Source organism: Streptosporangium sp. NPDC051023 (assembly GCF_040689595.1).
Taxonomy (GTDB): Bacteria; Actinomycetota; Actinomycetes; order Streptosporangiales; family Streptosporangiaceae; genus Streptosporangium.
The window spans coordinates 82,087-105,784 of the sequence record NZ_JBFBCE010000029.1; the positions used below are offsets into that span (position 1 = coordinate 82,087).

At 71.6% G+C, this 23,698-nt stretch carries 17 protein-coding genes; 15 read left to right on the top strand and 2 right to left on the bottom strand.

The features are described from left to right. Positions 1-2: 2 nt before the first annotated feature. Positions 3-2,180, bottom strand: a complete 2,178-nt coding sequence (locus tag AB0395_RS20575; RefSeq protein ID WP_366282697.1) for a peptidoglycan recognition family protein — start codon at positions 2,178-2,180, stop codon at positions 3-5. A 202-nt stretch (positions 2,181-2,382) separates the two neighbouring features. Between AB0395_RS20575 and AB0395_RS20580 the strand changes: the two genes are divergently transcribed. The 15 genes from AB0395_RS20580 to AB0395_RS20650 all read left to right on the top strand — a co-directional run bounded on the left by AB0395_RS20580 (position 2,383) and on the right by AB0395_RS20650 (position 22,099). Beyond that, positions 2,383-2,619 (top strand): hypothetical protein, encoded by a 237-nt coding sequence (locus tag AB0395_RS20580; RefSeq protein ID WP_366282698.1) that lies wholly within the window; start codon positions 2,383-2,385, stop codon positions 2,617-2,619. Further along, a complete protein-coding gene (locus AB0395_RS20585; protein ID WP_366282699.1) occupies positions 2,616-3,410 on the top strand; it encodes an RNA polymerase sigma factor in 795 nt (264 codons plus the stop codon). Before AB0395_RS20580 ends, AB0395_RS20585 begins: the two co-directional genes overlap by 4 nt. Next, complete coding sequence (locus AB0395_RS20590) at positions 3,407-5,521, top strand: M48 family metallopeptidase (RefSeq protein WP_366282700.1); 2,115 nt, start codon at positions 3,407-3,409, stop codon at positions 5,519-5,521. The genes AB0395_RS20585 and AB0395_RS20590 overlap by 4 nt, the downstream gene beginning before the upstream one ends. A gap of 177 nt (positions 5,522-5,698) precedes the next feature. After that, on the top strand, positions 5,699-7,819 hold the full coding sequence (locus tag AB0395_RS20595; RefSeq protein WP_366282702.1) for a glycogen debranching N-terminal domain-containing protein: 2,121 nt from the start codon (positions 5,699-5,701) through the stop codon (positions 7,817-7,819). A gap of 56 nt (positions 7,820-7,875) precedes the next feature. Then, entirely contained in the window at positions 7,876-8,982 is a 1,107-nt protein-coding gene (locus tag AB0395_RS20600) for a glycosyltransferase family 4 protein (protein ID WP_366282703.1), read from the top strand. A 55-nt stretch (positions 8,983-9,037) separates the two neighbouring features. Then, positions 9,038-9,811, top strand: a complete 774-nt coding sequence (locus tag AB0395_RS20605) for an enoyl-CoA hydratase-related protein (RefSeq protein ID WP_366282704.1) — start codon at positions 9,038-9,040, stop codon at positions 9,809-9,811. A 78-nt stretch (positions 9,812-9,889) separates the two neighbouring features. Continuing rightward, positions 9,890-10,396 (top strand): hypothetical protein, encoded by a 507-nt coding sequence (locus AB0395_RS20610; protein WP_366282706.1) that lies wholly within the window; start codon positions 9,890-9,892, stop codon positions 10,394-10,396. Next, positions 10,393-11,616: a DUF6395 domain-containing protein gene (locus AB0395_RS20615; protein WP_366282707.1), complete on the top strand. Its 1,224-nt coding sequence runs from the start codon at positions 10,393-10,395 to the stop codon at positions 11,614-11,616. The genes AB0395_RS20610 and AB0395_RS20615 overlap by 4 nt, the downstream gene beginning before the upstream one ends. A 16-nt stretch (positions 11,617-11,632) precedes the next feature. Continuing rightward, entirely contained in the window at positions 11,633-13,186 is a 1,554-nt protein-coding gene (locus tag AB0395_RS20620) for an FAD-dependent oxidoreductase (protein ID WP_366282709.1), read from the top strand. Positions 13,187-13,251: 65 nt separating this feature from the next. Continuing rightward, a complete protein-coding gene (locus AB0395_RS20625) occupies positions 13,252-13,773 on the top strand; it encodes a YbaK/EbsC family protein (RefSeq protein WP_366282711.1) in 522 nt (173 codons plus the stop codon). Between the two features lie 131 nt (positions 13,774-13,904). Then, the gene (locus tag AB0395_RS20630) at positions 13,905-16,277 is read left to right on the top strand and encodes a protein kinase (protein ID WP_366282713.1); all 2,373 of its coding nucleotides are present in this window, start codon (positions 13,905-13,907) and stop codon (positions 16,275-16,277) included. Then, positions 16,274-18,424: a protein kinase gene (locus AB0395_RS20635; protein WP_366282715.1), complete on the top strand. Its 2,151-nt coding sequence runs from the start codon at positions 16,274-16,276 to the stop codon at positions 18,422-18,424. The genes AB0395_RS20630 and AB0395_RS20635 overlap by 4 nt, the downstream gene beginning before the upstream one ends. 265 nt (positions 18,425-18,689) lie before the next feature. Then, the gene (locus AB0395_RS20640; protein WP_366282717.1) at positions 18,690-19,991 is read left to right on the top strand and encodes a serine/threonine-protein kinase; all 1,302 of its coding nucleotides are present in this window, start codon (positions 18,690-18,692) and stop codon (positions 19,989-19,991) included. 356 nt (positions 19,992-20,347) lie between these two features. Next, on the top strand, positions 20,348-21,127 hold the full coding sequence (locus AB0395_RS20645) for an electron transfer flavoprotein subunit beta/FixA family protein (RefSeq protein WP_366282718.1): 780 nt from the start codon (positions 20,348-20,350) through the stop codon (positions 21,125-21,127). Between the two features lie 18 nt (positions 21,128-21,145). Next, positions 21,146-22,099, top strand: coding sequence for an electron transfer flavoprotein subunit alpha/FixB family protein (locus AB0395_RS20650; protein ID WP_366282719.1), 954 nt, complete (start codon positions 21,146-21,148; stop codon positions 22,097-22,099). 298 nt (positions 22,100-22,397) lie between these two features. Here the strand turns inward: AB0395_RS20650 and AB0395_RS20655 are convergent, their stop codons facing one another. After that, positions 22,398-23,588 carry an MFS transporter gene (locus tag AB0395_RS20655; RefSeq protein ID WP_366282721.1) on the bottom strand — a complete coding sequence of 397 codons (1,191 nt, stop codon included), beginning with the start codon at positions 23,586-23,588 and terminating at the stop codon, positions 22,398-22,400. Positions 23,589-23,698: the final 110 nt, after the last annotated feature.

Below are 23,698 nucleotides of genomic sequence, written 5' to 3' on the forward strand. Positions count from 1 at the left end.
CGTCAGTCCGGGGAGACGGTGACGTCGTCGGCCCTGACGAACATCACCCGGTGGCCGAACTGGATCTGGTAGTACCGCAGCTCGCCGCGGACCACCGGCCGCTCCTGGGCGTCGAAGGCGGCGGCCCGGTAGTACGCGCCCCTGGCGACCAGACCGAGGGTGTAACGCTGTCCCGCGCCGAAGGCGTACTGGAGCGGGATGATCGGCTGGACGGGTACGCCCGCGGGGTAGGCCTCCGGCTCGGGGTAGGCCCTGCCGTACACCGGGACGCTTTCCAGGCCTGGCCTGGGGGTGACGACCGGGCCGGACGAGGGCACCGAGACCGGGTGGTCGGCGGGGTCGTGGAACCAGGCCCGCTGCCCCAGGTACCAGATGGCCGTCCAGTCGCCCTGGCGACCCGCGACGGCGTAGCGCTGCCCGGTCGCCGCGCGGGCGCCGTGGTCGCGGACGTCGTCGAGCGCGCCGCCGTCCGGATGTTTGCCGATGTCCCTGACCAGCGGGGCGTCCTCGCGTGGCTCGGTGCGCAGCCACACGGACGACGATCCGTGCGGCGGGCAGGCCGCGGCCGGTTCCGCCGGATCGCAGCCGGTGTAGCGCGGTCGGTTGGTGGCGTAGTCGGGCAGGATCGTCACCGACCCGGCGCCGGGGCCGCCCGAAGCCTGCAGGGGCCGGCCGAGCAGCTCGAAGTAGTGCGCCCAGTCCCAGTAGGGGCCCGGGTCCTCGTGCATGCCACCGACGGTGCCCGGCAGCGGTCCCGGCACGTTGTCGTGGCCGATGACGTGCGCGCGGTCCAGCGGGATGCCGTACCGCAGCGCCAGGTGGCGCACCAGCTCCGCCGAGGCGCGGTACATCGCCTCCGTGTACCAGGCGCCGCCCTGAGTGAGGAAGCCTTCGTGCTCGAGGCCGATCGAGGTCGCGTTGACGTACCAGTTGCCCGCGTGCCAGCCGACGTCCCCGGTCCTCAGGTGCTGGGCGACATGACCGTCCTGCGAGCGCAGCGTGTAGTGCCAGCTCACGTACGCGGGGTCCTGGACCAGCCTGACCGTGGGGTCGTACGCGGTCTCCGTGTCGTGGATGACGATGTAGTCGATCCCCTGGTTCAACGGCCTGTCGGAAAGGTCATGATTGCCGTAGCCGCCGCCGGGCAGCGCCCGGTAGGGCGCGGGAATCCACTCACAGGAGATCGTCGCCGGGCACTCGACGTCGCCGGTGACGGGCTCACGCAGGCCCAGCCGTTCCAGCTGTCCCTCGAACGGCCGCAGGCCGGGTACGGCCCGCAGACGCACCTGCCGGCCGTCGCCGGTCACCCTGTCGGCCCCCGAGCGGATCACGGCGTAGACCGCGTCCGCGAATGCCCTGGCTGTTCCCGTGTCCGACGCCCCCGAATATCCCGCGACGGCTCCGTACCACCCTGCGGGGCCCCTGCCGGGCCGGATCCCCAGCCGTCTCTGCTGGTCGGCGAGTAGCGCCGCGCCACCGAGGATGTTGGCCGCCGCGTCGCCGCGCAACCGCCGCCTGCTCTCACCGGTGAGCTCCGCCGCCCGCTCCAGCGTGCGCAGCACGCCGGCAATCCCCGGGGCGCCGGCCTCAACGGGGTGCTTTGTGGCCCTGGAGTCGTCGCCGCGGGGATCCTCGGCGTCGCCGGTGTGGTGGTGCGGGGAGTGGGAGAGGGCGGAGGACAGGGCTGCGGCGTCGGTCAGGTGCATCGGGCCGAAACCCCCGGAGGTACTGGGCAGGCCCGCGTTGGCCTCCCAGCGCGACTCGAGGTAGGAGACGCCGAGCAGGACGCTCTCCGGTACGCCGTAGGTCCTGGCGGCCTCGGCGAACGCGGCCTGCAGGGTGCCGCGCGCGACCCGTCCCGTGGACGTGGACGTGGACGTGGACGCGGGCGCGGGCGCGGATGTGGACGTGGACGTGGCCAGGGCGGGGCCGGTGGGGCAGAGGAACCCCGCCGTCGCGACGACCGCGACCGCCGTCCTGAGCGAGGGCCGTCGCCGTACGAGGGCTCCCGCGCCGGGGGAGGCGGCGCGACCGCGCCGAAGAGGTGAGATCGCGGTGTCGATGGCTTTCCTCGCTCGTGGTCGCCGGAGACGATTTTCGTCGAGGGAGCAGGAGAGGGCGATGGTCTTCCCCTCTCGCCGATCCCTGATCAGGAAAACCACCTTTCCCCATTTGATCATCGCAGCGTGATGCTTTACTGACATTTAGTGGTTCGCTGGGCGATCGCTTTCTCCGGTGGGGGAGCGCGACCGGACGGGATCCATGCGCCGATGGGAATCACGTCGACTCCGGCTAAAGATTTCTCGTCGCGGAGGCCTTTTTGAAGCACGGAGCCGACGCTCAAGGCGTCGGCCGTTACCGAGCCGAAAGGGCGGTCCCGCGATGAGCGATCCGGTCGTTTTCGCCATGGTGGCGGGTGCGGTCAGGCTGGTGCTTTTTATGATCTTGTACCGCACGCGTCCGTCCTACGGGATCGAGGCGGGCGGCGAGGTCACGGTGGTACGGCTGCGGGCCGGGGAAGGGCCCGTGATCATTGACCACAGGACGGGCGAGGGGACGCTGATCGTGTGTCTCCAGGACTCCCCGGCGTCCGGCCTCCGGCGGAGGGGCGAACGATGACCGAACGGAACATCGCACGACCGGAAAGCACGGGAACCGCGGGGCGGGGGAGCGGGGACGCGGGGGAGGAGGGGGAGGGGCGGGAGGCCGCGCGGCCTGATCCGGCTGGGTTCGGGGAGTTCTACGAGCTGACGTCCGCGCGCATGCTCGCCAGGGCGACCGTGATCTGCGGCGGCAGGCAGGACGCGGAGGACGCCATGGCGGACGCCTATCTCGAGGCGTTCAGGCACTGGGACCGTATCGGCCGCTACGAGCCGAGAGCCGCGGAGAAGTGGGTCCACACCACGATGCAGCGGCGGTGGTGGAAGGTGGCGGGCAGGCGGAGGCGGCGGGAGGCGGTTGAGCTCAGGGTTCCGGTACGGCCGTGCTCGTCCCCCGAGGAGACGGCCGAGGTCACGATGGTCCTCGCCGCGCTCCCCGCGCTGACGGAGCGCGAGCGGATCGTGGTGCTCGCCCACTGCGTGTACGGCCTGTCGCAGAAGGAGGTCGCCGACATGCTCGGGGTCAAGAGCTCACTGGTCGCCGTCAACCTCTTCCAGGCACGTCGCAGGCTGGAACGGCTGATGGGACTGACCAGGCCACTCAGGAGGCCCGGCGAGCGGTTCGTCCGTCTGCCCGGCCTGCTCGGCGCGAACGGGCCCGCGCGCGGGGACGACCCGCTCGCCCTGCTCCTGCGCGGCACCCTGGCCTGGCTCGGCGAGGCGTTCGAGGCCGAGGAGACCGGGCTCGAACGGGTCCGCCACGTGATCGAGTCGGCGTCGCGGGCTCCTGACGGCCGGGGGCGGGCATGATCCTGTTACGCGCGCTCCTGGCACTCGGGCTGCTCGTCGGCCTGTACACGCTGTGCCTGGTCCTCGTGCTCGTCGACCTCGGCGCCATCGCCCTGCTCGTGCAGGATTCGGTCTCCCTGGGCAAACCGCTGCCGACCGGGGCGGTGATGATGGCGCTCACCACGGTTCCCGCACTCTGGGTCCTGCGCGGCCTGTTCGCCTTCGGCGTCTGGCACGAGCCCGATCCGCAGGCCGTCTCGGTCACACCGGGCCAGGCGCCCGCCCTGTGGGCCGTCGTCAGGCAGCTGGCCGAGGAGGTCGGCACCCGTCCTCCCGCGAGCATCTGGCTCACCGGCGAGGTCAACGCGGCGGTGACGGAGGAGACGAGCCTTCTCGGCCTCGTCGGTGGGACGCGACGCCTGTACGTCGGGCTGCCGCTGCTGGCCGGTCTCTCGGCCGACGAGCTGCGCGCGGTGCTCTGCCACGAGCTGGGCCACTACGCGCACGCGCACACCCGGCTCGGAGCCATCACCTATCGGGGCCACCTCGCGCTGCGGGCCACCCTCGACCGGCTCGAACGCTCCCGGCGCCCGCTCCCCGGCGCGCGTGGCAGGAGGCAGGGCGTCCCGTCCTCCTGGATCTGGTGGCCCTTCCTCGGTTACGCCTTCGTGTACTTCAGGCTCTCCTCAGCCGTCAACCGACGGCAGGAGCTCCAGGCGGACGCCGCCGCTGCCGGGATCGTCGGCGCGGAGGTCGCGGCCGAGGCGCTGTGGCGCTCCCTGGCGGTCCTGCCGGGCGCGTGGGAGGAGTTCCGGAGTCGCTACCTCGACCCGATGCACGCCAGGGGGTGCGTGCCCGACGACCCCCTGGCCGTGTTCGCGACGATGCTCGCCGCTCCCGGCTACCGGGGCAGGATCGAGGAGCTGAGAGGGCTTCCGCCCTCCAGGAGCGTCTCGCGCTACGACTCGCATCCGAGCCTGGCCCGGCGCCTTGAGGCGCTCGGCTTGCCCGAAGGTCCCACGGTGGAGCGCGACCAGGCTCCCGGAGCGGGACGCGACCGGGTTCCCGCCGCGGAGAGCCTGGGCCCGGGGCCGGGCCCGCAGGCCGTACAGCGCTGCCTGTTCCCCGCCGCCTCGACGAGGCTGGCCACACTCCCGTGGGGCGAGTGGGTCGAGCTGACGGCGGAGACCCGGGCGACGGAGCCCGCGCGGCGACTCGTCCGGGCCGCGCGCCGGGTCGGCGGCACCACGCGGCCCGCCCTGGCGACGGTCCTGGACCTGCTGGCGAGAGGCAGGGGAAGGCGGCTCGCGGCGCACTTCGCCGACCCCCTGGCGACGGAGGAGGACGAGGACCTGGACGGGCGCGTCGTCCGGCTCCCGGGCACGCCCGGGGGACAGGAGGCGACAGCGGCACTGCCGCGGCTGGACGCCGCGCTGTTCGCGCTGGTCGGACAGGCTCTCGTCACCCGGGGGCGGGCCCACTGGGAGATGACCTGGACCGGGGAGAACCGCCTCGCCTGGAGCCGCTCGGGGGCGCTGGCCGCCGCCGGAGTCACCGTCGAGGAGATCCGCGTTCTCGTGACGGCGGCGGTCGTCGGCGGGATCACCGAGGTCGGACGGTTGCGCCTGCATCTCGGCTCGCTCGGAGTCGACCCGGAGACCTGGCTCGGTCAGGATGCGGAAGGGACCCGCCAGGCCGAGGAGCCCGTCGAGACGATGAGCGTCTCTCCGGCCGCCGACGTGGAGGAGCTGCGGGAGAACCGCAGGCAGCTTCAGATCCGTCTCGCCGGTGCCGTGCTGATAGGCGGTCTGTTCCTGGTGACCTCCCTGCCGTCCCTCCTCGGCCGGGAACCCGCCTACTCCCCCGGAGTCCGCGTCGATGTCAGACCTGTGACGCCGTATGTGACGCCGTGGCGGGCGGTCACCCCGGTGCCCGTCTCGCCCTACCCCTCCATCCCTCCGGCCCAATGGCTCCCCTCGACGTCGTCCCGCCGCGACCCGTTGACCGGGCGACCGCGCGACGTGCTCCCGGGGTCCCGTCGTCTCAAGGATCTGTTGAAGGACGGACGGTCCGGGTACCGCGTGGATCCCGGCGACGTCGAAAAGCTTCTGGTCGGGAGGAAACGGCGATGAACGCGGCCGGAGGCAGGCGGTCGCCCACCGGCCCCTCCCGAGGGCCGATCCTCCGCGACGGCGCTCACAACCCATCTGATCAGGCAAAACAGGTAAACAGGGCCTTGGGGGACTGTTCTTTCCCTGGCAAAGCGGGAATGGCTATAGGACGACGATCCGCAGACTCCGGAGAGAGCATTGAACGCCTGGACGTTCGAAGGACAGCCCGGCGCGCTGGGCGACACCACGGTGACCCTGGTCGAGGGTGGCTCCTTCTGCGTGTGCTCGCGCAGCGGGGACATCCTGCAGGGCGGCGCGCAAGGGGTCTACCATGCCGACACCCGGCTGCTGTCCCGCTGGGAGCTGCGGGTCGACGAGTCGCCGGTCGAGCCGCTCAGGGTGCTGGCGGGCGAGCCGTACCACGCGACGTTCGTCGGCAAGGCGGCGCCGCGCCCCGGGCGGGCGGAGAGCAGCCTGCTGGTGGTCAGGGACCGGTACGTCGGCGGAGGTCTCCGTGAGGACCTGATCCTGCGCAACCTGTCGGACGAGCCCGCGGGATGCGTGGTCGACATCCACATCGGCTCCGACGTGGCCGATCTGTTCGAGGTGAAGGCGGGCCGGGTCAGACACGTGGCGGACGTGGAGATAACGGCCGACAGGTCGGGGCTGCTGATCTTCTCCGAGACCAGGTCACGCGGGACCAGGGTGGTCACCGAGCCCGCGCCGTTCGCCGTGCCCGGTGTGCTCATCTTCCGGGTCGTCGTCCCCGCGCGCGGTGAGTGGAAGGTGACGCTGCAGGTCAACCCGATCCTGGAGGGGGAGGAGTCACCCGCCTGGTTCTCGACCCACCACCCGCTCGAGCACGCGGAGCCCGCCAGGCGCCGCGCCGACTGGGAGCGCCTCAGCCCGTCCGTCACCACCACGAACCGCGCCCTGGCCCAGGTGATCCACCGCTCCAGGGAGGACCTCGGGGCGCTGCGTCTCTTCGAGCCGGAGAGACCCGACGAGCCGCCGACGATCGCGGCGGGCGCGCCCTGGTTCATGACGCTGTTCGGCCGTGACTCGCTGCTGACCTCGTGGATGGCGCTGCCGCTCGACCAGTCCCTCGCGCTGGGCACCCTGCGCCGCCTGGCCAGGCTGCAGGGCAAGGTCGACGACCCGCTCACCGAGGAGGAGCCCGGCAAGATCCTGCACGAACTGCGCTTCGGGGTGCAGACCGGTGCCTCGCCCCATGGCGGCCAGGCCTACTACGGCTCGGTCGACTCGACCCCGCTGTTCGTGATGCTCCTGGGCGAGCTGCGCAGGTGGGGGGTGCACGAGCAGGCGGTCGAGGAGCTCATGCCGTACGCCGACGACGCCCTCGACTGGATCACCAGGTCCGCCGACCCGTTCCTGTCCTACCGCCGCAAGACCGACCACGGCCTGATCAACCAGGGCTGGAAGGACTCCTTCGACGGCATCAACTTCGCCGACGGCACCCTGGCCCGCGCCCCCATCGCCCTGGCCGAGGTCCAGGGCTACGTCTACGCCGCCTACATCGCGCGCGCCCACTTCGCCCACGAGGTCGGAGACACCGACCTTGAGCAGGAGTGGAACACCCGCGCGACCCGGATCAGGGAGGCGTTCAACGACCGCTTCTGGCTGCCGGACCGGGGCTACTACGCCGTCGGGCTCGACGGCGCGGGACGCCCCATCGACAGCCTCGCCTCCAACATGGGGCACTGCCTGTGGACGGGCATCGTGGACGAGGACCGGGCCGCCTCCGTCGCCGAGCACCTGCTCTCGCCGGAGATGTTCACCGGGTACGGCGTGCGCACCCTGGCCTCGAACATGGGCGCCTACAACCCGATGAGCTACCACAACGGCTCCATCTGGCCGCACGACAACGCCCTGATCGCGGCCGGTCTGATGCGCTACGGCTTCGCCGACGAGGCCAAGCGGATCACCTTCGGCCTGCTGGACGCGGCCGAGGTGTTCGGCTGGCGGCTGCCCGAGCTGTTCTGCGGCTTCGACCGCGCCGAGTTCGCCTGGCCGGTGCCGTACCCGACCTCCTGCTCCCCGCAGGCGTGGGCCGCGGCCGCTCCCATCCATCTCGTCCGCACCCTGCTGCGCCTCGACCCGTGGATCCCCTACGGCCGGGTGTGGGTCGACCCGGTCGGCCTGGAGAAGCTGCGGATCACCGGGCTTCCCCTCGACGGCTCTCGCGTCACCATCGAGGTCGACGGCCCCAACGTCTCCGTGACCGGCCTTCCCGAAGGCATCACCCTCCTCAACGAACCGCGTCGCCCCACGACGGCCACCCTGCGACACGTCCCCTGACAGTTCAGCACCCGATTCGGATTTCCGCGGGCCGGACGGCCGTAGGTGAGGTAGAGATGATCGCCGCAACTGGTGTTTCCCGATGGCGTGACGCGATGCGCATCGTCATGATCGCGCCTCCCTGGTACGACGTGCCGCCCCAGGGATACGGAGGCATCGAGTCGATGCTGGCCGAACTGGTCGCCGGACTCTCCAGGAGAGGGCACCACATCACCCTGATCGGGGCGGGCAGGCCGGGGACGGCCGCCCGCTTCCTCGCCACCTACGATCCGCCGCCGTCGGAGCGGATCGGCGAGCCGATGCCCGAGGTGCTGCACGCGGCCAAGGCGTACGCCCTGGCCGTGGACATCGACGCCGACCTCGTCCACGACCACTCGCTCGCCGGGCCGCTGAGCGCGGCGGCGCGGGCCGTGCCGACCGTGGTCACCTGCCACGGCGAGATCGACGGCGAGCTGGGCGAGTACTACCGGGCGCTCGGTCCCGCCGTGTCGATGGTCGGCATCTCGGAGGCCCAGCGGCGGTTCGCCCCCGACCTCAACTGGGCCGGGGTCGTCCACAACGCCGTCGAGACCGCCTCCTTTCCCTTCAGGGAGCACAAGGAGGACTGGGTGCTCTGGCTGGGCAGGCTCAACGAGGACAAGGGGGCGCACGTCGCCATCGACGTCGCCAGGGCCGCGGGGCGCAGGATCCTGCTGGCGGGCAAGCTCACCGAGCCGCTCGAACACGACTACTTCGAGCGGGAGGTCAGGCCCAGGCTCGGCCCCGACGCCGAGTACCTCGGGGAGGCGGACGCGGCCCGCAAGCGCGAGCTGCTGGCCGCCGCCCGCTGCCTGCTCTTCCCCATCCTCTGGGAGGAGCCGTTCGGCATGGTCATGATCGAGGCCATGGCCTGCGGAACCCCCGTGGTCGCCCTGAACCGGGGCGCGGTGCCCGAGGTGGTCGTCGACGGGGTCACCGGGCTCGTCAGGAACGAGGTCGAGGAGCTCGCCGAGGCCGTCGAGGCGGTCGGCGCGCTCGACCCGCACGCCTGCAGGTCCCACGTCGCGGACAACTTCGACGTCGAGGTCATGACCGTGAGATACGAGAGGGTCTACCGCCAGATCATCACCACCCCCGAGGAGCCCGCGGGAGGGACGAGGGACCTGGCGCTGCCCGTCACATGATCGGGCCCTATGTTGGTCTGGCGAGGTCGGTGGTGTTTCTGGCGGAAGGGATGACATGGGTGAGTTCGTGCGCGTTGAGAAGGCCGACGGGGTCGCGACGATCAGGCTTGACCGGCCGAAGATGAACGCGCTCAACCGGCAGGTCCAGCAGGAGATCGCGGACTGCGCCCGGCAGGTGGACGCCGATCCCGACGTGTACGCCGTGGTGCTCTACGGAGGGGAGCGGGTCTTCGCCGCGGGCGCCGACGTCAAGGAGATGGCGGACATGCCGTACGCCGAGATGGCAGTCCACTCCACAACCCTGCAGGACTGCTTCACCGCCGTGGCGGAGATCGGCAAGCCGGTCGTCGCGGCCGTCACGGGCTACGCCCTCGGCGGCGGGTGCGAGCTTGCCCTGTGCGCCGACATCAGGATCGCGGGCGAGTCGGCCAAGCTCGGCCAGCCGGAGATCCTGCTCGGCCTCATCCCCGGCGCGGGAGGCACCCAGCGGCTTCCCCGCCTGATCGGCCCGTCGAAGGCCAAGGACCTCATCTTCACCGGGCGTCAGGTGCCCGCGGACGAGGCGCTGCGGATCGGCCTGGTGGACGCCGTCGTCCCGGACGCCGACGTCCACACCGAGGCCCTCGCCTACGCCGCCCGGTTCGCCGCGGGTCCCGCGCTGGCCCTGCGCGCCGCCAAGCTGGCCGTGGACCGCGGTCTCGAGGCGGACCTGGACACCGGCCTGGAGATCGAGCGCCTGCACTTCTCCGGCATGTTCGCCACCGAGGATGCCAGGATCGGCATGCGGGCCTTCGCGGAGAAGTCCCAGGCGAAGTTCACCGGCCGCTGACCGGCCTTCCCCGGTGATCTCCACGAGCTCTCCAAGACCGTCCTGGTAGATCGTGCTTTGCCGGTATCGTGCCGGATTATGGTGCGGTTGAGGAAACGCGCGCTGCTGCCCGCTGGGCTGCGGCGCGCGGTGCGTGGATGGTTCGACGCCCGATACATCTCCAGGGCCGATCATCGGCAGGACATCAAGGACGCGCTCTGGGAGGTCCAGACGCTGGGCCGGGAGGTCACCGCGCTGCGCGCCGAGGTCGACAAGCTCAGGGAGCAGGTGGCGAAGACCGGTCCTGAGCAGGCCCAGGTGCGGCGCTGGGACGACGCCCACCGGCTGGCGCAGGAGACCGCGGTCGCCATGGACCAGGTGCTCCAGAACGAGGTCCTGCTCTGGCAGGCCGTCGACCGTCAGGCCACGGACGGTCAGTCCGTCGACCGGCAGGGTGCCGACCGCCAGGGTACCGACCGTCAGTCCGTCGACCGGCAGGGTGCGGACCGCCAGGGTACCGACCGTCAGTCCGTCGACCGGCAGGGTGCGGACCGCCAAGCCGCGGACCGGCAGGCTGTGGACCGCTCCTCCCGGAGTCTCGCATGAGGGTGACCTGGACCGCGGAGGGCGCGGTCATGCGCCTGGTCTTCCGGCTCGACGCCGAGGACTCCATCACCGGGTTCTGCGCCGACGGCCAGCCGCTGAAGCTGGCCACGAACTCTTTCAGGGTCGAGTTGCCGCGCGGCCCCCACGATGTCCACCCCGACCTGCTGGCCCTGGCCGCGTGGACGGTCGTCGCGCCGTGGACGCGGCGCGCGGTCACCTTCGACAGGCCGATCTCGCCCGGCCTCGCCCTGGCTCTCCAGGAGGGCTGGGGGATCGAGGCGGGGCCCGTCGGCGGGGCGCCGCGTTCCGGCCGCAGGCTGGCGATCTCCTACAGCGGCGGCGCCGACTCCGTCGCCGTGGCCGCGATGCTGCCCGACGCGCCGTTCGTGCACTTCCAGCGGGTCTCCCACCCTCGGGTGCCCAACCGCTGGACCCACTACCGCTCCGATGTCCTCGCCCGTCTCGCAGAGCGGACCGGGCGCGAGCTGACCGTCGTCCGCTCCGACCTGGAGTTCACGCTCGCCGAGCCCCGCCCCGGCTACCCCGAGCACCACGCGGTGGCCGCGGGCGCGCTGCTGCTGGCCGACGAGCTCGACCTGGGCGGCCTCGCCTTCGGCTACGAGCTCGGCTCACGCTGGCTTGGCGGAGACCGCTACCTGCTCAGATACACCCCGGACAACCCGATGTGGGCGCCGCACGGCGCCTGGGGCAGGGCGTTCGCCGCCGCGGGCCTGCACATCGTGCTCCCGGTCGGCGGGGTCAGCGAGGCCGTGACCATGCGCCTCGCCCTCGGCTCGAAGCTGCGCGAGCAGGTCCGCTGGTGCCTGCGAGGAGTCGACGGCCCCTGCGGGACCTGCGGCAAGTGCCTCTACAAGGAGCTCATCCAGGCCGCCGTCGAACGCCGTCCGCTGCGCACCACGGTCGGCCCGAAGCGACCCGTCGCCCGCAAATGGCAGGAGCCGCCGCCGTACGGCGGGCAGGAGATGATCGAGTACGGCTGCGCGAGAGTGCCCGGCGTCGAGGGCACGGTCTTCGGCAGGGCCGCCGGTTTCCTCGGCGCGACCGAGGCGTCGACCGCCTGGCTCGACCGCTGCTACCCGCCCGCCATCGAGGAGATCCCCGAGCCGTGGCGCAAGGAGATCCACGACTTCATGGCGACCGAGGTCGGGTTCATGAGCCGTGACCAGGCACGACGTGTCGAGACCTGGGGGATGTCGTGAGGACGCGTTGGGAGGGATGACGCGCAGGGCGCTGCTGGTCGGCGTCGGCGCGGCGGGCGGGGCCGGAGCCATGTTCGCGGCCATGGGGGCGCTTGGCCTGGCGCCCGACTCCCATGAATCCCCGCCGAAGGCCTTCGTCCCGCCGCGGCCCTCCGACTTCTCTCTCAGCGGCAGAGCCGCGGCGAAGGTGGTCGTCCTCGGGGCCGGGGTCGCCGGGCTGACCTGCGCCTACGAGCTGGGCAAGGCGGGCTACGAATGCACCGTCCTTGAGGCGGCCGACCGGGTCGGCGGCAGGAACCTCACGCTGCGCGCGGGGGACCGGCTGGCGGAGAACGGCGGGCAGACCCAGACGGCGGCCTTCGCGGAAGGAACCTACTTCAACGCCGGGGCGGGGCGGATCGCGCCGTGGATGGTCACGATGGACTACTGCCGCGAGCTCGGCGTGCCCATCGAGACGTTCGTCAACAACAACGCCTCGGCCTACGTCTACACGCGGGGCATGAAGGCCCCGATCAGAGCGCGCACCGCTCGCGCCGACATGTACGGCTACGTCGCGGAGCTGCTGGCCAAGGCGAGCAACGCGGGCGCGCTGAACCGCAGGCTCACCGGGGACGACAGGGAACGGCTCGCCGAGTTCCTGCGACGCTTCGGCGACCTCGGCCCCGACCTCGCCTACCGGGGCTCGACGCGCCGCGGTTTCACCACCTACCCCGGGGTCGGCGACGGCGTTCCCCTCGGCGCCCCCGCCTCGCTGGGCGAGGTGTTCGCCGCGGGCATGGGCAGGGCGATCACCATGGACTTCGGCTACGACCAGGCCATGCCCATGTTCCAGCCGGTCGGCGGAATGGACGCGATCGTGGCCGCGCTCGCCCGCGCGGTCGGCCGGGACCGGATCATGACGGGCACCCGCGTCACCGGCCTGAGGAACCTGCCCGACGGAGTCGAGGTGACCCACCAGGGCGGCACGCTCCGCGCGGACTACTGCGTCGCGGCCCTCCCGCCCCACCTGCTCGCCCGCCTCCCGCACAATCTGGGCCCCCAGGTCACCGCGGCGCTGCGCACCCCGGTGCCGGTCGCCGCGGGCAAGATCGGCCTGGAGTACGGCAGGCGCTGGTGGGAGATCGACGACCGCATCTACGGAGGGGTCACCGAGACCGATCTGGACATCACTCACATCTGGTACCCCTCCCACGGTTACCACTCCGAGAGCGGCCTGATCGTCGGCTACTACAACACCGAGGAGAACGCCGAGCTGTACGGCAGGCTCCCGCACCCGGAACGCCGCGCCCGCGCGCTCACCCAGGGCAAGAAGATCCACGGCGAGAAGTATCGCGCCGATCTGCGTGCCAGCGTCTCGATCGCCTGGCACAGGCAACCGCACATCGAGGGCGGCTGGGTCCGCTGGCCCTCCTACGACGGCGGCTTCGCCCTCCTGCAGCGCCCGGCAGGACGGGTCTACTTCGCCGGAGACTGGCTCACCCATCTGGTCGCCTGGCAGGCGGGGGCCATGGAGTCCGCGAGGCGGGCCGTCACCGAACTCCACGGCCGGGTGACGCGGACGCCATCCTGACCGGCCCGCGGCGGCCGTACAGTCTCAGGAACGGATTCCGGACGGACGATTCTGAGGAGACGGCGATGGCGATCGGGACACTTGACTGGGTGAGCGCGGGGGAACGGCTCGACCTGCTGGCCGAGCCGGTGGCACGGGCGGTCGCCGGGCTCGACGGCGTCGAGGTGGCCGAGATCGACCCCGGGCTGGCCGACACGGCGGCGTTCTGCGAGCGCTACGGTGTGGGCCTGGACGAGTCCGCCAACTGTGTGATCGTGGCGGCCAAGCGTGCCGGGGAGGTCCGGTACGCCGCCTGCATGGTGCTCGCCACGATGCGGGCCGACGTCAACGGCGTGGTCAGGCGGCACCTGGACGCGCGGAAGATCTCGTTCGCGTCGCAGGACGACGCGGTCGGGCTGACCGGGATGGAGTACGGCGGGATCACCCCGCTGGGGCTGCCGGAGGAGTGGCCGGTGCTCGTGGACGAGGCCGTCGCGGCCCATCCGGGAGTCGTGATCGGCAGCGGCGTCCGTCACTCCAAGCTGGCGCTCCCGGGTGCGGTGCTGGCCGGTCTGAAGACCGCTCAGGTGATCAAGCTGGCGAACTGACGCAGAAAAGAGATTGAGTGTTACCCGGGTTTGGGAAACCGTTGAGGTCTGGCACACGTTATCCCATCGGAGAATATGGCCTGATGGTTCATCTCATGGGCGGGGTTTAAGCCGGTATGGTTCTTCATGCCATGAATCAGGACGACCGACTGGGCCCGTACCGACTGCTCCGGCGGCTCGGTGAAGGCGGCATGGGCGTTGTCCACCTCGCCGTCGACCCCCACGGGCGGCAGGTGGCCGTAAAGGTCCTGCGCGCCGAGGTCGCGGGCGACGACGTCGCCCGCCGCAGGCTCTCGCGCGAGGTCGAGACCATGCGGCGGGTGCGCAGCGAGCACATCGCCGAGGTTCTCGACGCCGACGTGACCGGCCTCCGGCCCTACATCGTGACCCGTTACGTCCCGGGGCAGCCGCTGGACGACCACGTCAAGCAGGAAGGTCCGATGGACCTGCCCGCGCTGCTCAAGGTCGCCCATGGGGTGGCGTCCGCGCTCGCGTCCGTGCACTCCGTCGGGGTGATCCACCGCGACCTCAAGCCGGGCAACATACTCATCCTGGACGGCCAGCCCGTCCTCATCGACTTCGGCATCGCCCAGGCCGTCGACGCGACCAGGCTCACCCAGACCGGCATGTTCATCGGCACGCCCGGCTACCTCGCCCCCGAGATCATCGAGGGGCATGAGGCGGGGCCCGAGGTGGACGTGCACGCCTGGGCGGGCACGCTGGTCTTCGCGGCCACCGGCCAGCCGCCCTTCGGTAAGGGCACGCTGGAGATGATCTTCTACAACATCACCGCGGGCAAGGCGAACGTGGACGCGGTGCCTGAGCCACTGCAGCCCGTGCTGCGCGCCGCGCTCCAGCGAGACCCCGCGAGGCGTCCGAGGGCCGCGGAGCTGGCCGCCCAGATCGGGCGCATGATGTCCTTCTCCGGGCGTCCCAGGGTGCCGGACGAGGTCGCGACGGTCTCGCACTTCGACGACCCCGGGCCCGTCCGGCCGGGCCAGGACGCGGGCCACGGGCTACCGACCGGCCCCTACGTTCCCACCGGCCTCGGCCCCCGCCCTGGGCAGGAGACACAGGACCACCCGACGGGCGGTCTGCCCACGGGCCCTTACGTCCCCACCGGGCCCGGTTTCCGTTCCGGGCCCGGCATCTCGGGCCACCCGGGCGGACAGGGAGGCCACACCGGGCCGACCGGGCCTGGTTCGCCGGGCCGTACGGCCGAGCCCGACCCCGGTGACGTGCCGACCCCGGTCGCGTCGAGGCCGGGGACCTCCACGCCGTGGCCGCCCACCTCCGTGCCTCAACCGCCCACCTCCGTGTCCCAGCCGCACGACTACGTCTCGCTGCTCGGCGAGCAGGGGGCCGACCCGTGGCCGACCCGCAGGGTGACGGCCGAGGAGCTGCGCCAGGCCGCGGCGGCCCAGCAGGCGTCGTACGAGCTGCCCACCGGACAGCTCGGCCCGCAGGACGCTCCGACCAGAGGATTCTCCACCGGCCCCGGTTCGTCCACCGGCCCGGGTTCGCCGACCGGCCCCGGTGTGCCTGCGGGCACCCCGCGTCACGGCGGCACGACCGGCGAGCGGCCCTCGCAGGACCCCGCCGACAGGTTCGGCGCCCCGGCGCCGCTCCAGGACGGCGACATCCCGACCCAGCGGGTCCGCCCCCACGAGCTGCAGGAGTATCTACGCAACCAGGCGCCGCAGTCCGCGAGCCCCGCGCAGTCCTACCCCGCACAGCAGGTCTCGTTCGAGCAGACGCCGCAGGTCAGGCAGCACCACACGCCACCGTCCCACTCCTACCAGCAGCAGGCGCAGTCGCACCAGCAGCCGTACCGGCAGACGCAGGTGCAACCGCAGTCACAGCCGCAGGTCCATCCGAGCCCGCGTCCTGACCACGCATTGCAGCGTTCCAAGGCGTACGGCGTCGCGGCCGCGCTGCTGCTGATCGCCGTGACGATCGCGGCGGTGCTCGCCCCCGTGCTCGTCGCCGTGGTCGTGATCCCCGTGGTGATCCTGCTGCGCGCGGCCGACATCGCCCAGCCAGAGCTCAACGCCCGCAGGGGGAGCGGCGCCGTCGCCACGGACGTCTTCAGGGTGCTCGGCCGGCCCGCCGCCCTCGCCAAGTCGGTGGGCGTCACCCTCGCGCTCGTGCCGTACGCCCTGATCCTGGGCCTGCCGGTGACGCTGCTGCTCGCCGTGCTGGTCAGGAGCATGCAGCCCGCCAACGCGCTGAGCTGGGGCGCGGCGGTCGCGCTCTGGACGATCTGCGCCGGGCCTGGAGTGGAGGGCCCAAGCCGCCAGATACGACGTACGCTGGCATCACTGCTGCCTTCGCGTGGCGCGGCCCTCGGTGCGGTCTCGGCGCTGGGCGTGGTGATGGCCCTCATGGTCTTCTTGGCGATCGGCACCGTCGGGGGAAGGGCACGGCTGGCGCACTGGACGCCGGTCAACGTCGACACGGTGGTGGGGGAACTGCACAATCTACAGAACAGGGCGGCGCGATGACTGGGGAGACACAGGCGCCGGAACGACTGGGACCGTACCGGTTGCTCAGGCAGATCGGCGAAGGCGGCATGGGGGTCGTCCACCTCGGGCTGGACGAGGACGGCCGGGAGGTGGCCGTCAAGGTCCTGCACCCGCACGTCGCGGCCGACCTCAAGGCCCGCGACCGGCTCACCCGCGAGGTCGAGACCATGCGGCGGGTGCGCAGCTCTCAGGTCGCCGAGGTGCTCGACGCGGAGCTGACCGGCAGGCAGCCCTACATCGTGACCCGTTTCGCGCCGGGCCGCACGCTGGAGGAGATCGTCCTCGCCGACGGTCCCCTCGCCCCGCACGAGGTCGTCAAGCTCGCCCGGGGCCTGTGCGCGGCGCTGGTGGCGATCCACGCCGCCGACGTCATCCACCGCGACTTCAAGCCGTCGAACGTGATGATCGTCAACGGTGAGCCGCTGGTCATCGACTTCGGCATCGCCCACCTGGTCAACGCGACCCGGCTGACCCAGACCGGCATGTTCGTCGGCACGCCCGGCTACCTCGCCCCGGAGATCATCAGGGACTCCGAGATCACCCAGGCGGCCGACGTGCACGCGCTGGCCTCGACGGTCTTCTTCGGCGCGACCGGCAAGCCGCCGTTCGGCACCGGCAGCTTCGAGGTCGTCTGCTTCAACATCATGGAGGGCCGGGCCAACGTCGACCTGGCCCCCGCCTGGCTGCGCGGCTGGCTCAGGCAGGCCCTGGCCGTCGACCCGGCCGCGCGGCCGACCGCGCAGGCGCTGCTGCGGATGGCACGTTCCCTCGACCCGACGGTCACGGCCTTCCACGAGGCGGCGCCGCCGACCGCCGTCCTGGACGCGGGCACCAGAGTCCTCAACACGGACGGCACCAAGGTCCTCAACACGGACGGCACCAAGGTCCTCAACACGGACGGCACCAAGGTCCTCAACACGGACGGCACCAAGGTGCTGGACGGCCAGAACCCGTCGCCTCCGGCTCCCAGGCCTCCGGCTCCCAGGCCCCCGGTTCCCGCGCCTCCGGCGACCGGCACCCGGATACTGGACGGACAGCCACCTGTTGCCCCTCCGCCTCCGGTGAACGGCACCCAGGTGCTGCCGCAGGACGGGACCTACTCCGACCTGCTGCCTCCGGTCGAGTACGCCAAGCCGGAGCGGCGCGAGCGCAGGCCGCGCACGGAGCCCGACCGCTCCGTGCCTGACCGCTCCGCGTCCGACCGCTCCGCGGCGGGGGCACCGCCGCCCTACGTCCCGGCGACGCAGCCGCCGCCGTACATCCCGGCTCCGCTCTCGGCCCAGCAGCGGGTCGCTCCGCCGCCGTACGCCGACCAGCGGGTCGCGGGATACCCGGCGCCGCAGCCGACCGGTCAGAGCAGGCCGGTCGCCCCGCCGCCGACCCAGCCCCGCCCCTACGTGCCGCCGCCCGCGCCCGCGCCCGGACCGCAGGCCCCGCCGCGTGAGCGCTCGCAGTACCGCACCGGCCACCCGCTGGCCGGGCTGTTGCTGCTGACGATCCTGGTCGCGCTGGCCTGTGTACTGCCGGTTGTGGTGAGCGCGTTCGCGGTGGTGGCCGCGCTCTGCCTCCGCGTTGGCGAGTACCTCTTCGGCGACCTGGCCGAGCGGCGCTCCCTGCGTGGCAACAGCGCGGCCGACCCGTTGCTCGCGGTGGTCGGCACTCCGTGGGCGCTGATCAAGGCGCTGCTCGCGACCTTGGTCACGGCCCCGCTGGCCGCGATGTTCGGCATGTGTGTCTGGGGCGGCCTGAGGTTCGTCGTGCACCTGAAGACCGATCCGGCGGCGGCCTACGCGGCGGGTGCCTTCGTGGCGGGGCTGTTCGTGCTGCCCGGCGGCGGCAAGCCGCGCAGGGCGGTCTCCCGCGCGCTGACCGGGGTGATCCGCAGCCCGGGAGCCGCGATGGTGACCACGATCATCCTGGGCACGCTGGCGTTCTTCACCGTGATGGCCGCGCTGACGATGTTGCCGTCCTTCGTGCCGTGGGACCAGCCGTCCGACGTCGTCAAGCAGGTGACGAGGGCCTGGCAGCAGCAGGTGGACAACGGGAAGATGGGAGCGCTCGACCTCGTCCGCGGCCTGTTCAACAACCTGATGGACAGCCTCGGCCTCGGTTTCGTCTCCTTCTAGCGCCTCCGACGCGACGACCGCGCCCCTCTCCGGCGCCATCGAGCCGTTCACTCCCGGCCCGGTGGCGCCGACCTCTTTCCGAGGGCGTCCTTCCTGGCGTTCTCCCGAGGGCGCCGTTCGGCGGCGTCGGCCGGATGCCGACGGTGGACGGGAGGAAACGTCTGGCTTGTGGTCCATGTCCTGGCGCGAGGGTTTTCTTGAAAGCTCTCGGTGCGAGATCGGTCCCGCTGAGGCACGATGAAGGAGACAGGCCGGAAGGAGCCGCATGGGAGCGACCGACGGTGAACGTCTTGGCCCGTACCACCTGCTGTCGACCCTCGGCGCCGGAGGCTTCGGCGAGGTCCACCTCGCGCTGGATCCCGCCGGGCGCACGGTGGCGGTCAAGATCCTGCATCCGCACGTCGCGGCCGACGCGACGGCCATCACCCGTCTCGCCCGCGAGGTCGAGACCATGCGGCGGGTCCAGGGCGCGCACATCGCCGAAGTGCTGGATGCCTCGATGGAGGGCGCCCGCCCCTACCTCGTCACCCGCTACGTGCAGGGCCGCCCGCTCAGCGCGGTCATCTCCGGTGACGGCCCGGTCGAGGGCGAGGACCTCGTACGGCTCGCCCACGGCCTGGCGGAGGCCCTGGTCGCCATCCACGCCGCCGGGGTCGTCCACCGGGATCTGAAACCGGCCAACGTCATCCTGACCGACGGTGAGCCCGTTGTGATCGACTTCGGCATCGCCTCCGCGCTCGACTCCGCCTCCGTCACGGTGTCGGGGGCGATCCTCGGCACGCCCGGATACCTGGCGCCCGAGGTCCTCGAAGGCGCGCCTGCGGGCCCCGCGGCCGACCTCTTCTCCTTCGGCACCACGCTCGCCCACGCCGCCACCGGACGGCACCCGTACGGCACGGGCCCGGCCTCGGCGGTTGGCTACCGTGTCGTCCACCACGACCCCGATCTTGAGGGGGTGCCCGGCTGGCTCGAGCCGGTGCTGCAGGAGTGCATGCGGCGTGACCCGGCCGCCAGGCCCTCCGCCGCCGAGGTGGCGGCCCGCCTGGACGCGGAGGCTCCCGGGGTCCACGAATCGGCTCCACGCTCCCGGCGGGCTTTCGCCGCGCCCACGGGCCGGGAGGTCGCGGCGGGAGGACGGGACGCCGAACTCCAGGCCGAGGGGGCGGGCATGCACGCCCTGACCACCAGGCAGTGGCGGCCGGGACAGCGCCCGCCGCCGGGCAAGCTCTCCGCGGAGGAGGCCCGCGAGCGCCGCAGGGCCGTCGTGCACCGCCGCTGGATCGTCGGAACCGGCCTGCTGGTCTCGCTGGCGGCCGCGACGGCGAGGACTCCGCTGCCCGAAGTCTCGCTGCTGCTGCTGGCGGGCTACGGTTCGGTGATGGTCATCGATGGCGGGATCGGGCTGTTCGTCCGCAGGGACCGCGCCCGCGCGCTCGTCGACCTGGCGGGTGGTGCGGGTGCCGTCATACTGTGGGCCGTCCTGGGCACCTTCTTCAGTACCCTGACGCTCGCGCTGGCTCTGGGAACCGTCCTCTTCGTCCTGGTGGCCATATTGGCGTCCAGTTGAGGGTCGGCTGAGTGGTTCGCGGCCTGTCGCGGGCGGCTCATCCGAGTGAGTGGGACCCGCGCGCGGACTCCGGAATATAGTTCGGTAGGGTGGAGGGGTGTGACCGGTCACCCAGGTGTTCGGTTGGCGGCGTCAGCCGTACGACCAGGTAGTTTGCACCTGATTTACTGATCGGGAACATGATGCCGGAAGGCGAGGGCGGGGTGTCCCGGCCTGGCCACCCGCTGCCGCACAGCCCTCGGGCACCTGGCAGTCTTGGCATCGCGTGCACGTGCCCCGCGTGTGCGTAGGGAGCATCCGGCGCCAACCGCGATGACGTGGTGGCGCACGCGAACACGGGAGGTCGGCCACCGGCCATGAACATCGTCGTCTGCGTGAAGCAGGTCCCCGACACGGCGACCGAGCGTAAACTGAGGTCCGATGACAAGACGCTCGACCGCGATGCCGCCGATGGCGTCATCAACGAGCTGTGCGAGTACGCGGTCGAAGAGGCGCTGCGCCTCAAGGAGGCGCACGGTGGTGAGGTGACCGTCCTCACCATGGGCCCCGACAAGGCCAGCGACACCATCCGCAAGGCCCTGGCCATGGGCGCGGACAAGGCGGTTCACCTGGTGGACGACGCGCTGCACGGGTCCGACGCCCTGGGCACCTCGTACGCCCTGGCGCAGACGCTCAAGAAGATCGGGTTCGACCTGGTCGTGCTCGGCTCGGAGTCGACCGACGCCCGCACCGGTGTGCTCGCCGCGATGCTGGCCGAGCGCCTCGGCGTTCCCCAGCTCACCTTCGCCAACAAGGTCGAGATCGACGGCGGCTCGATCGCCGTCCAGCGCGTCACCGACTACGGCTACGACAGGGTCGAGGCCTCGCTGCCGGCTGTCGTCTCCGTCGTCGAGAAGATCAACGAGCCGCGTTACCCCTCCTTCAAGGGCATCATGGCCGCCAAGAAGAAGTCGGTCGAGAAGCTCGGCGTCGCCGACGCCGAGATCGACGCCTCCCAGGTCGGCCTGGCCAACTCCTGGAGCGAGGTCACCGACTTCGCCGCGGCCCCGCCGCGCGCGGCCGGCACGATCGTCAAGGACGAGGGCGACGGCGGCGTGAAGGCCGCCGACTTCCTCGCGTCGAAGAAGTTCGTCTGAGAACGGGGGTTAGCTGATATGTCCGAGATTCTCGTTCTGGTCGAGCACGTCGAAGGTCAGGTCAAGAAGGTCACGCTCGAGCTGCTGACGCTCGCCCGCAAGCTGGGCGTGCCGTCCGCGGTGTGGGCGGGACCGGGATACTCTCCCGAGGCCAAGGCCAAGCTGGCCGAGTACGGCGCGGAGAAGATCTACGTCGCGGACTCCGCCGACGTCAACGACTACGTCGTCGCCCCCAAGGCCGAGCTGCTGGCCCAGCTCGTCTCCGAGAAGTCCCCGGCCGCGGTGCTCGTCGCCGCGACGGCCGAGGCGAAGGAGATCGCGGGCAGGCTCGCCATCAAGATCGACTCTGGTGTGCTCACCGACGCCGTGGGCATCGAGGAGAGCCTGGTCGCCGACCAGTCGATCTTCGGCGGCGGCGTCAACGTCCGCTCGCGCGTCACCAAGGGCACCCCGATCGTCGCGGTCCGCCCGAACTCGACGCCGGTCGAGGCCGCGGCGGGTGCGGGCGCGGAGGAGCAGGTCTCCGTCACCGTCTCCGATGCCGCCAAGGCCGCCAGGATCGTGGAGCGGGTCAAGCAGGAGAAGGGCGCCCGCCCCGAGCTGACCGAGGCCGCGATCGTGGTCTCCGGCGGCCGTGGCGTGGGCTCCGCGGAGAACTTCTCGATCATCGAGAAGCTCGCCGACTCGCTCGGCGCCGCCGTCGGCGCCTCCCGCGCCGCGACCGACGCGGGCTGGTACCCCCACCAGTTCCAGGTCGGCCAGACCGGCAAGACCGTCTCGCCGCAGCTCTACATCGCCGCGGGCATCTCCGGTGCCATCCAGCACCGGGCCGGCATGCAGACCGCCAAGACGATCGTCGCCGTCAACAAGGACCCCGAGGCTCCGATCTTCGAGCTCGCCGACTTCGGCGTCGTCGGTGACCTGAACCAGGTCGTCCCGCAGCTGACCGAAGAGGTCGCCAAGCGCAAGTAGGCCGGGCGGACGCCGCGGCGGGCAGGGCCGCGGGACCGGCCACGACGCGGGAAACCCCGGGCCACCGAGGAGGCGGGCCCGGGGTTTCCCGTGAGGATCTCCTGTGTCCGACGGACAGTGTTAACAACATTTTTGACACATGGTAAACCGGTTGTCGGAACGGTAGATCAGCGATCATTGAGGCGCGTGGAGTGCCCTTTTTGTCGCGTTGTTCGGGAATTGTTGGCCTGTGCGCTATACGGGGTCCGGTCCTGTCCGCAACCGCCTCCGCGTGCCCGTCAGGCCCGTACGGTGCCGGTCAGGCGGCCATGGACAGCTCGCGCTCGGACGTCTCCTCCGGCGCCTCCACGCTTCCCGGCCGGGGCAGGAACCGGGCGAACAGCGCGATCAGAACGCCGAGGGCGACGGCGATGCCGAGCGCGGTCCTGAGCGTGGCCGCGTCGGAGAGGAACCCGATGATCACCGGGCCGAGCAGCAGCCCCGCGTAGCCCATCGCGCCGGTCTGGGCGATGGCCGGGCCCGGGTTGGTGACCGCGCTGCCCGCCAGGGACATGGCCATCGGGGAGACCGTCGCGACCGCGACACCCACGAAGAGCATGGCGGCGACGGCGATCAGGGCGGTCGGGGCGATCAGGACCACGGCGAAGGTGGCCGCGGTCGACAGGCCCGCGGTGACGATCATGCCGCGGGCGCCGAAGCGGGCCCTGACGCGGTCGCCGGTGAGCCTGCCGAGCAGCATGCCCGCCTCGAAGACCGGGTAGCCCAGCGCGGCGATCGCTTCGGGGGCGCCCAGGGTGTCACGCAGGTAGAGGCCGTTCCAGTCGGCGACCGTGCCCTCGACCATGAACGCGCAGAACGCGATCACACCGAGCAGGTAGACCACCGCCGGCATCCGGCGGCGCCCCTTAGCCGTCGCCTCCCCGGCGATGGCGGGGTCGGGCAGGTAGGTACGGCTGATGAAGACCAGCACGGGGAGCGAGGCCAGGGCGACCAGGGCCAGGTGGGAGGTGGACGACAGGCCCGCGGAGATGGCCGCGGTGCCGATCAGGCCCGCGGAGATGGCCCCCACGCACCAGCCCGCGTGCATGCCGTTCATCAGCGGCCTGCCGTACGCGCGCTCGACCGTCGAACCCTGCGCGTTCATGGCGACGTCGACCGCGCCGAAGGCCATGCCGAAGAGCGCCGCGGCGACCAGCAGCAGCGGGAACGTCGGGGCGAACGCCAGTAGGGCCAGGGTTACCGCGCAGAGGGGAGCGCCGACCCGCAGGATGCTCCGGCTGCCGAAGCGCGCCATCACCCCGCGCATCGACTGCATGGTGACCAGCGCTCCCAGCCCCCACACGAGGAGGGTGACGCCGATCGACGCCTCGGACAGGCCGAGTTTGTCGGACAGCGCTGGGATGCGCACGGTCATCGACCCGCACAGCAGGCCGGCCAGCACGAATGTGAGAACCGCCCCGGTGCGGGCCGTCCTCAGGTCGCGGGTCATGACTAAATCCCTTCAATACAGGTTTCGAATGGCAGTTAAGCGGGGACCAGCTGGAGAGCACCTTGTCGAGCACGTTGGGGGCGGGCGGGCTGAGCGTCGTCTTCGGCTCG

What these genes read in the sequence shown, in the direction of transcription:
- AB0395_RS20575 (WP_366282697.1), bottom strand. Translation starts at nt 2,180, where the DNA reads ATGATCAAATGGGGAAAGGTGGTTTTCCTGATCAGGGATCGGCGAGAG.
- AB0395_RS20580 (WP_366282698.1), top strand. Translation starts at nt 2,383, where the DNA reads ATGAGCGATCCGGTCGTTTTCGCCATGGTGGCGGGTGCGGTCAGGCTG.
- AB0395_RS20585 (WP_366282699.1), top strand. Translation starts at nt 2,616, where the DNA reads ATGACCGAACGGAACATCGCACGACCGGAAAGCACGGGAACCGCGGGG.
- AB0395_RS20590 (WP_366282700.1), top strand. Translation starts at nt 3,407, where the DNA reads ATGATCCTGTTACGCGCGCTCCTGGCACTCGGGCTGCTCGTCGGCCTG.
- AB0395_RS20600 (WP_366282703.1), top strand. Translation starts at nt 7,876, where the DNA reads ATGATCGCCGCAACTGGTGTTTCCCGATGGCGTGACGCGATGCGCATC.
- AB0395_RS20605 (WP_366282704.1), top strand. Translation starts at nt 9,038, where the DNA reads ATGGGTGAGTTCGTGCGCGTTGAGAAGGCCGACGGGGTCGCGACGATC.
- AB0395_RS20610 (WP_366282706.1), top strand. Translation starts at nt 9,890, where the DNA reads ATGGTGCGGTTGAGGAAACGCGCGCTGCTGCCCGCTGGGCTGCGGCGC.
- AB0395_RS20615 (WP_366282707.1), top strand. Translation starts at nt 10,393, where the DNA reads ATGAGGGTGACCTGGACCGCGGAGGGCGCGGTCATGCGCCTGGTCTTC.
- AB0395_RS20620 (WP_366282709.1), top strand. Translation starts at nt 11,633, where the DNA reads ATGACGCGCAGGGCGCTGCTGGTCGGCGTCGGCGCGGCGGGCGGGGCC.
- AB0395_RS20625 (WP_366282711.1), top strand. Translation starts at nt 13,252, where the DNA reads ATGGCGATCGGGACACTTGACTGGGTGAGCGCGGGGGAACGGCTCGAC.
- AB0395_RS20630 (WP_366282713.1), top strand. Translation starts at nt 13,905, where the DNA reads ATGAATCAGGACGACCGACTGGGCCCGTACCGACTGCTCCGGCGGCTC.
- AB0395_RS20635 (WP_366282715.1), top strand. Translation starts at nt 16,274, where the DNA reads ATGACTGGGGAGACACAGGCGCCGGAACGACTGGGACCGTACCGGTTG.
- AB0395_RS20640 (WP_366282717.1), top strand. Translation starts at nt 18,690, where the DNA reads ATGGGAGCGACCGACGGTGAACGTCTTGGCCCGTACCACCTGCTGTCG.
- AB0395_RS20645 (WP_366282718.1), top strand. Translation starts at nt 20,348, where the DNA reads ATGAACATCGTCGTCTGCGTGAAGCAGGTCCCCGACACGGCGACCGAG.
- AB0395_RS20650 (WP_366282719.1), top strand. Translation starts at nt 21,146, where the DNA reads ATGTCCGAGATTCTCGTTCTGGTCGAGCACGTCGAAGGTCAGGTCAAG.
- AB0395_RS20655 (WP_366282721.1), bottom strand. Translation starts at nt 23,588, where the DNA reads ATGACCCGCGACCTGAGGACGGCCCGCACCGGGGCGGTTCTCACATTC.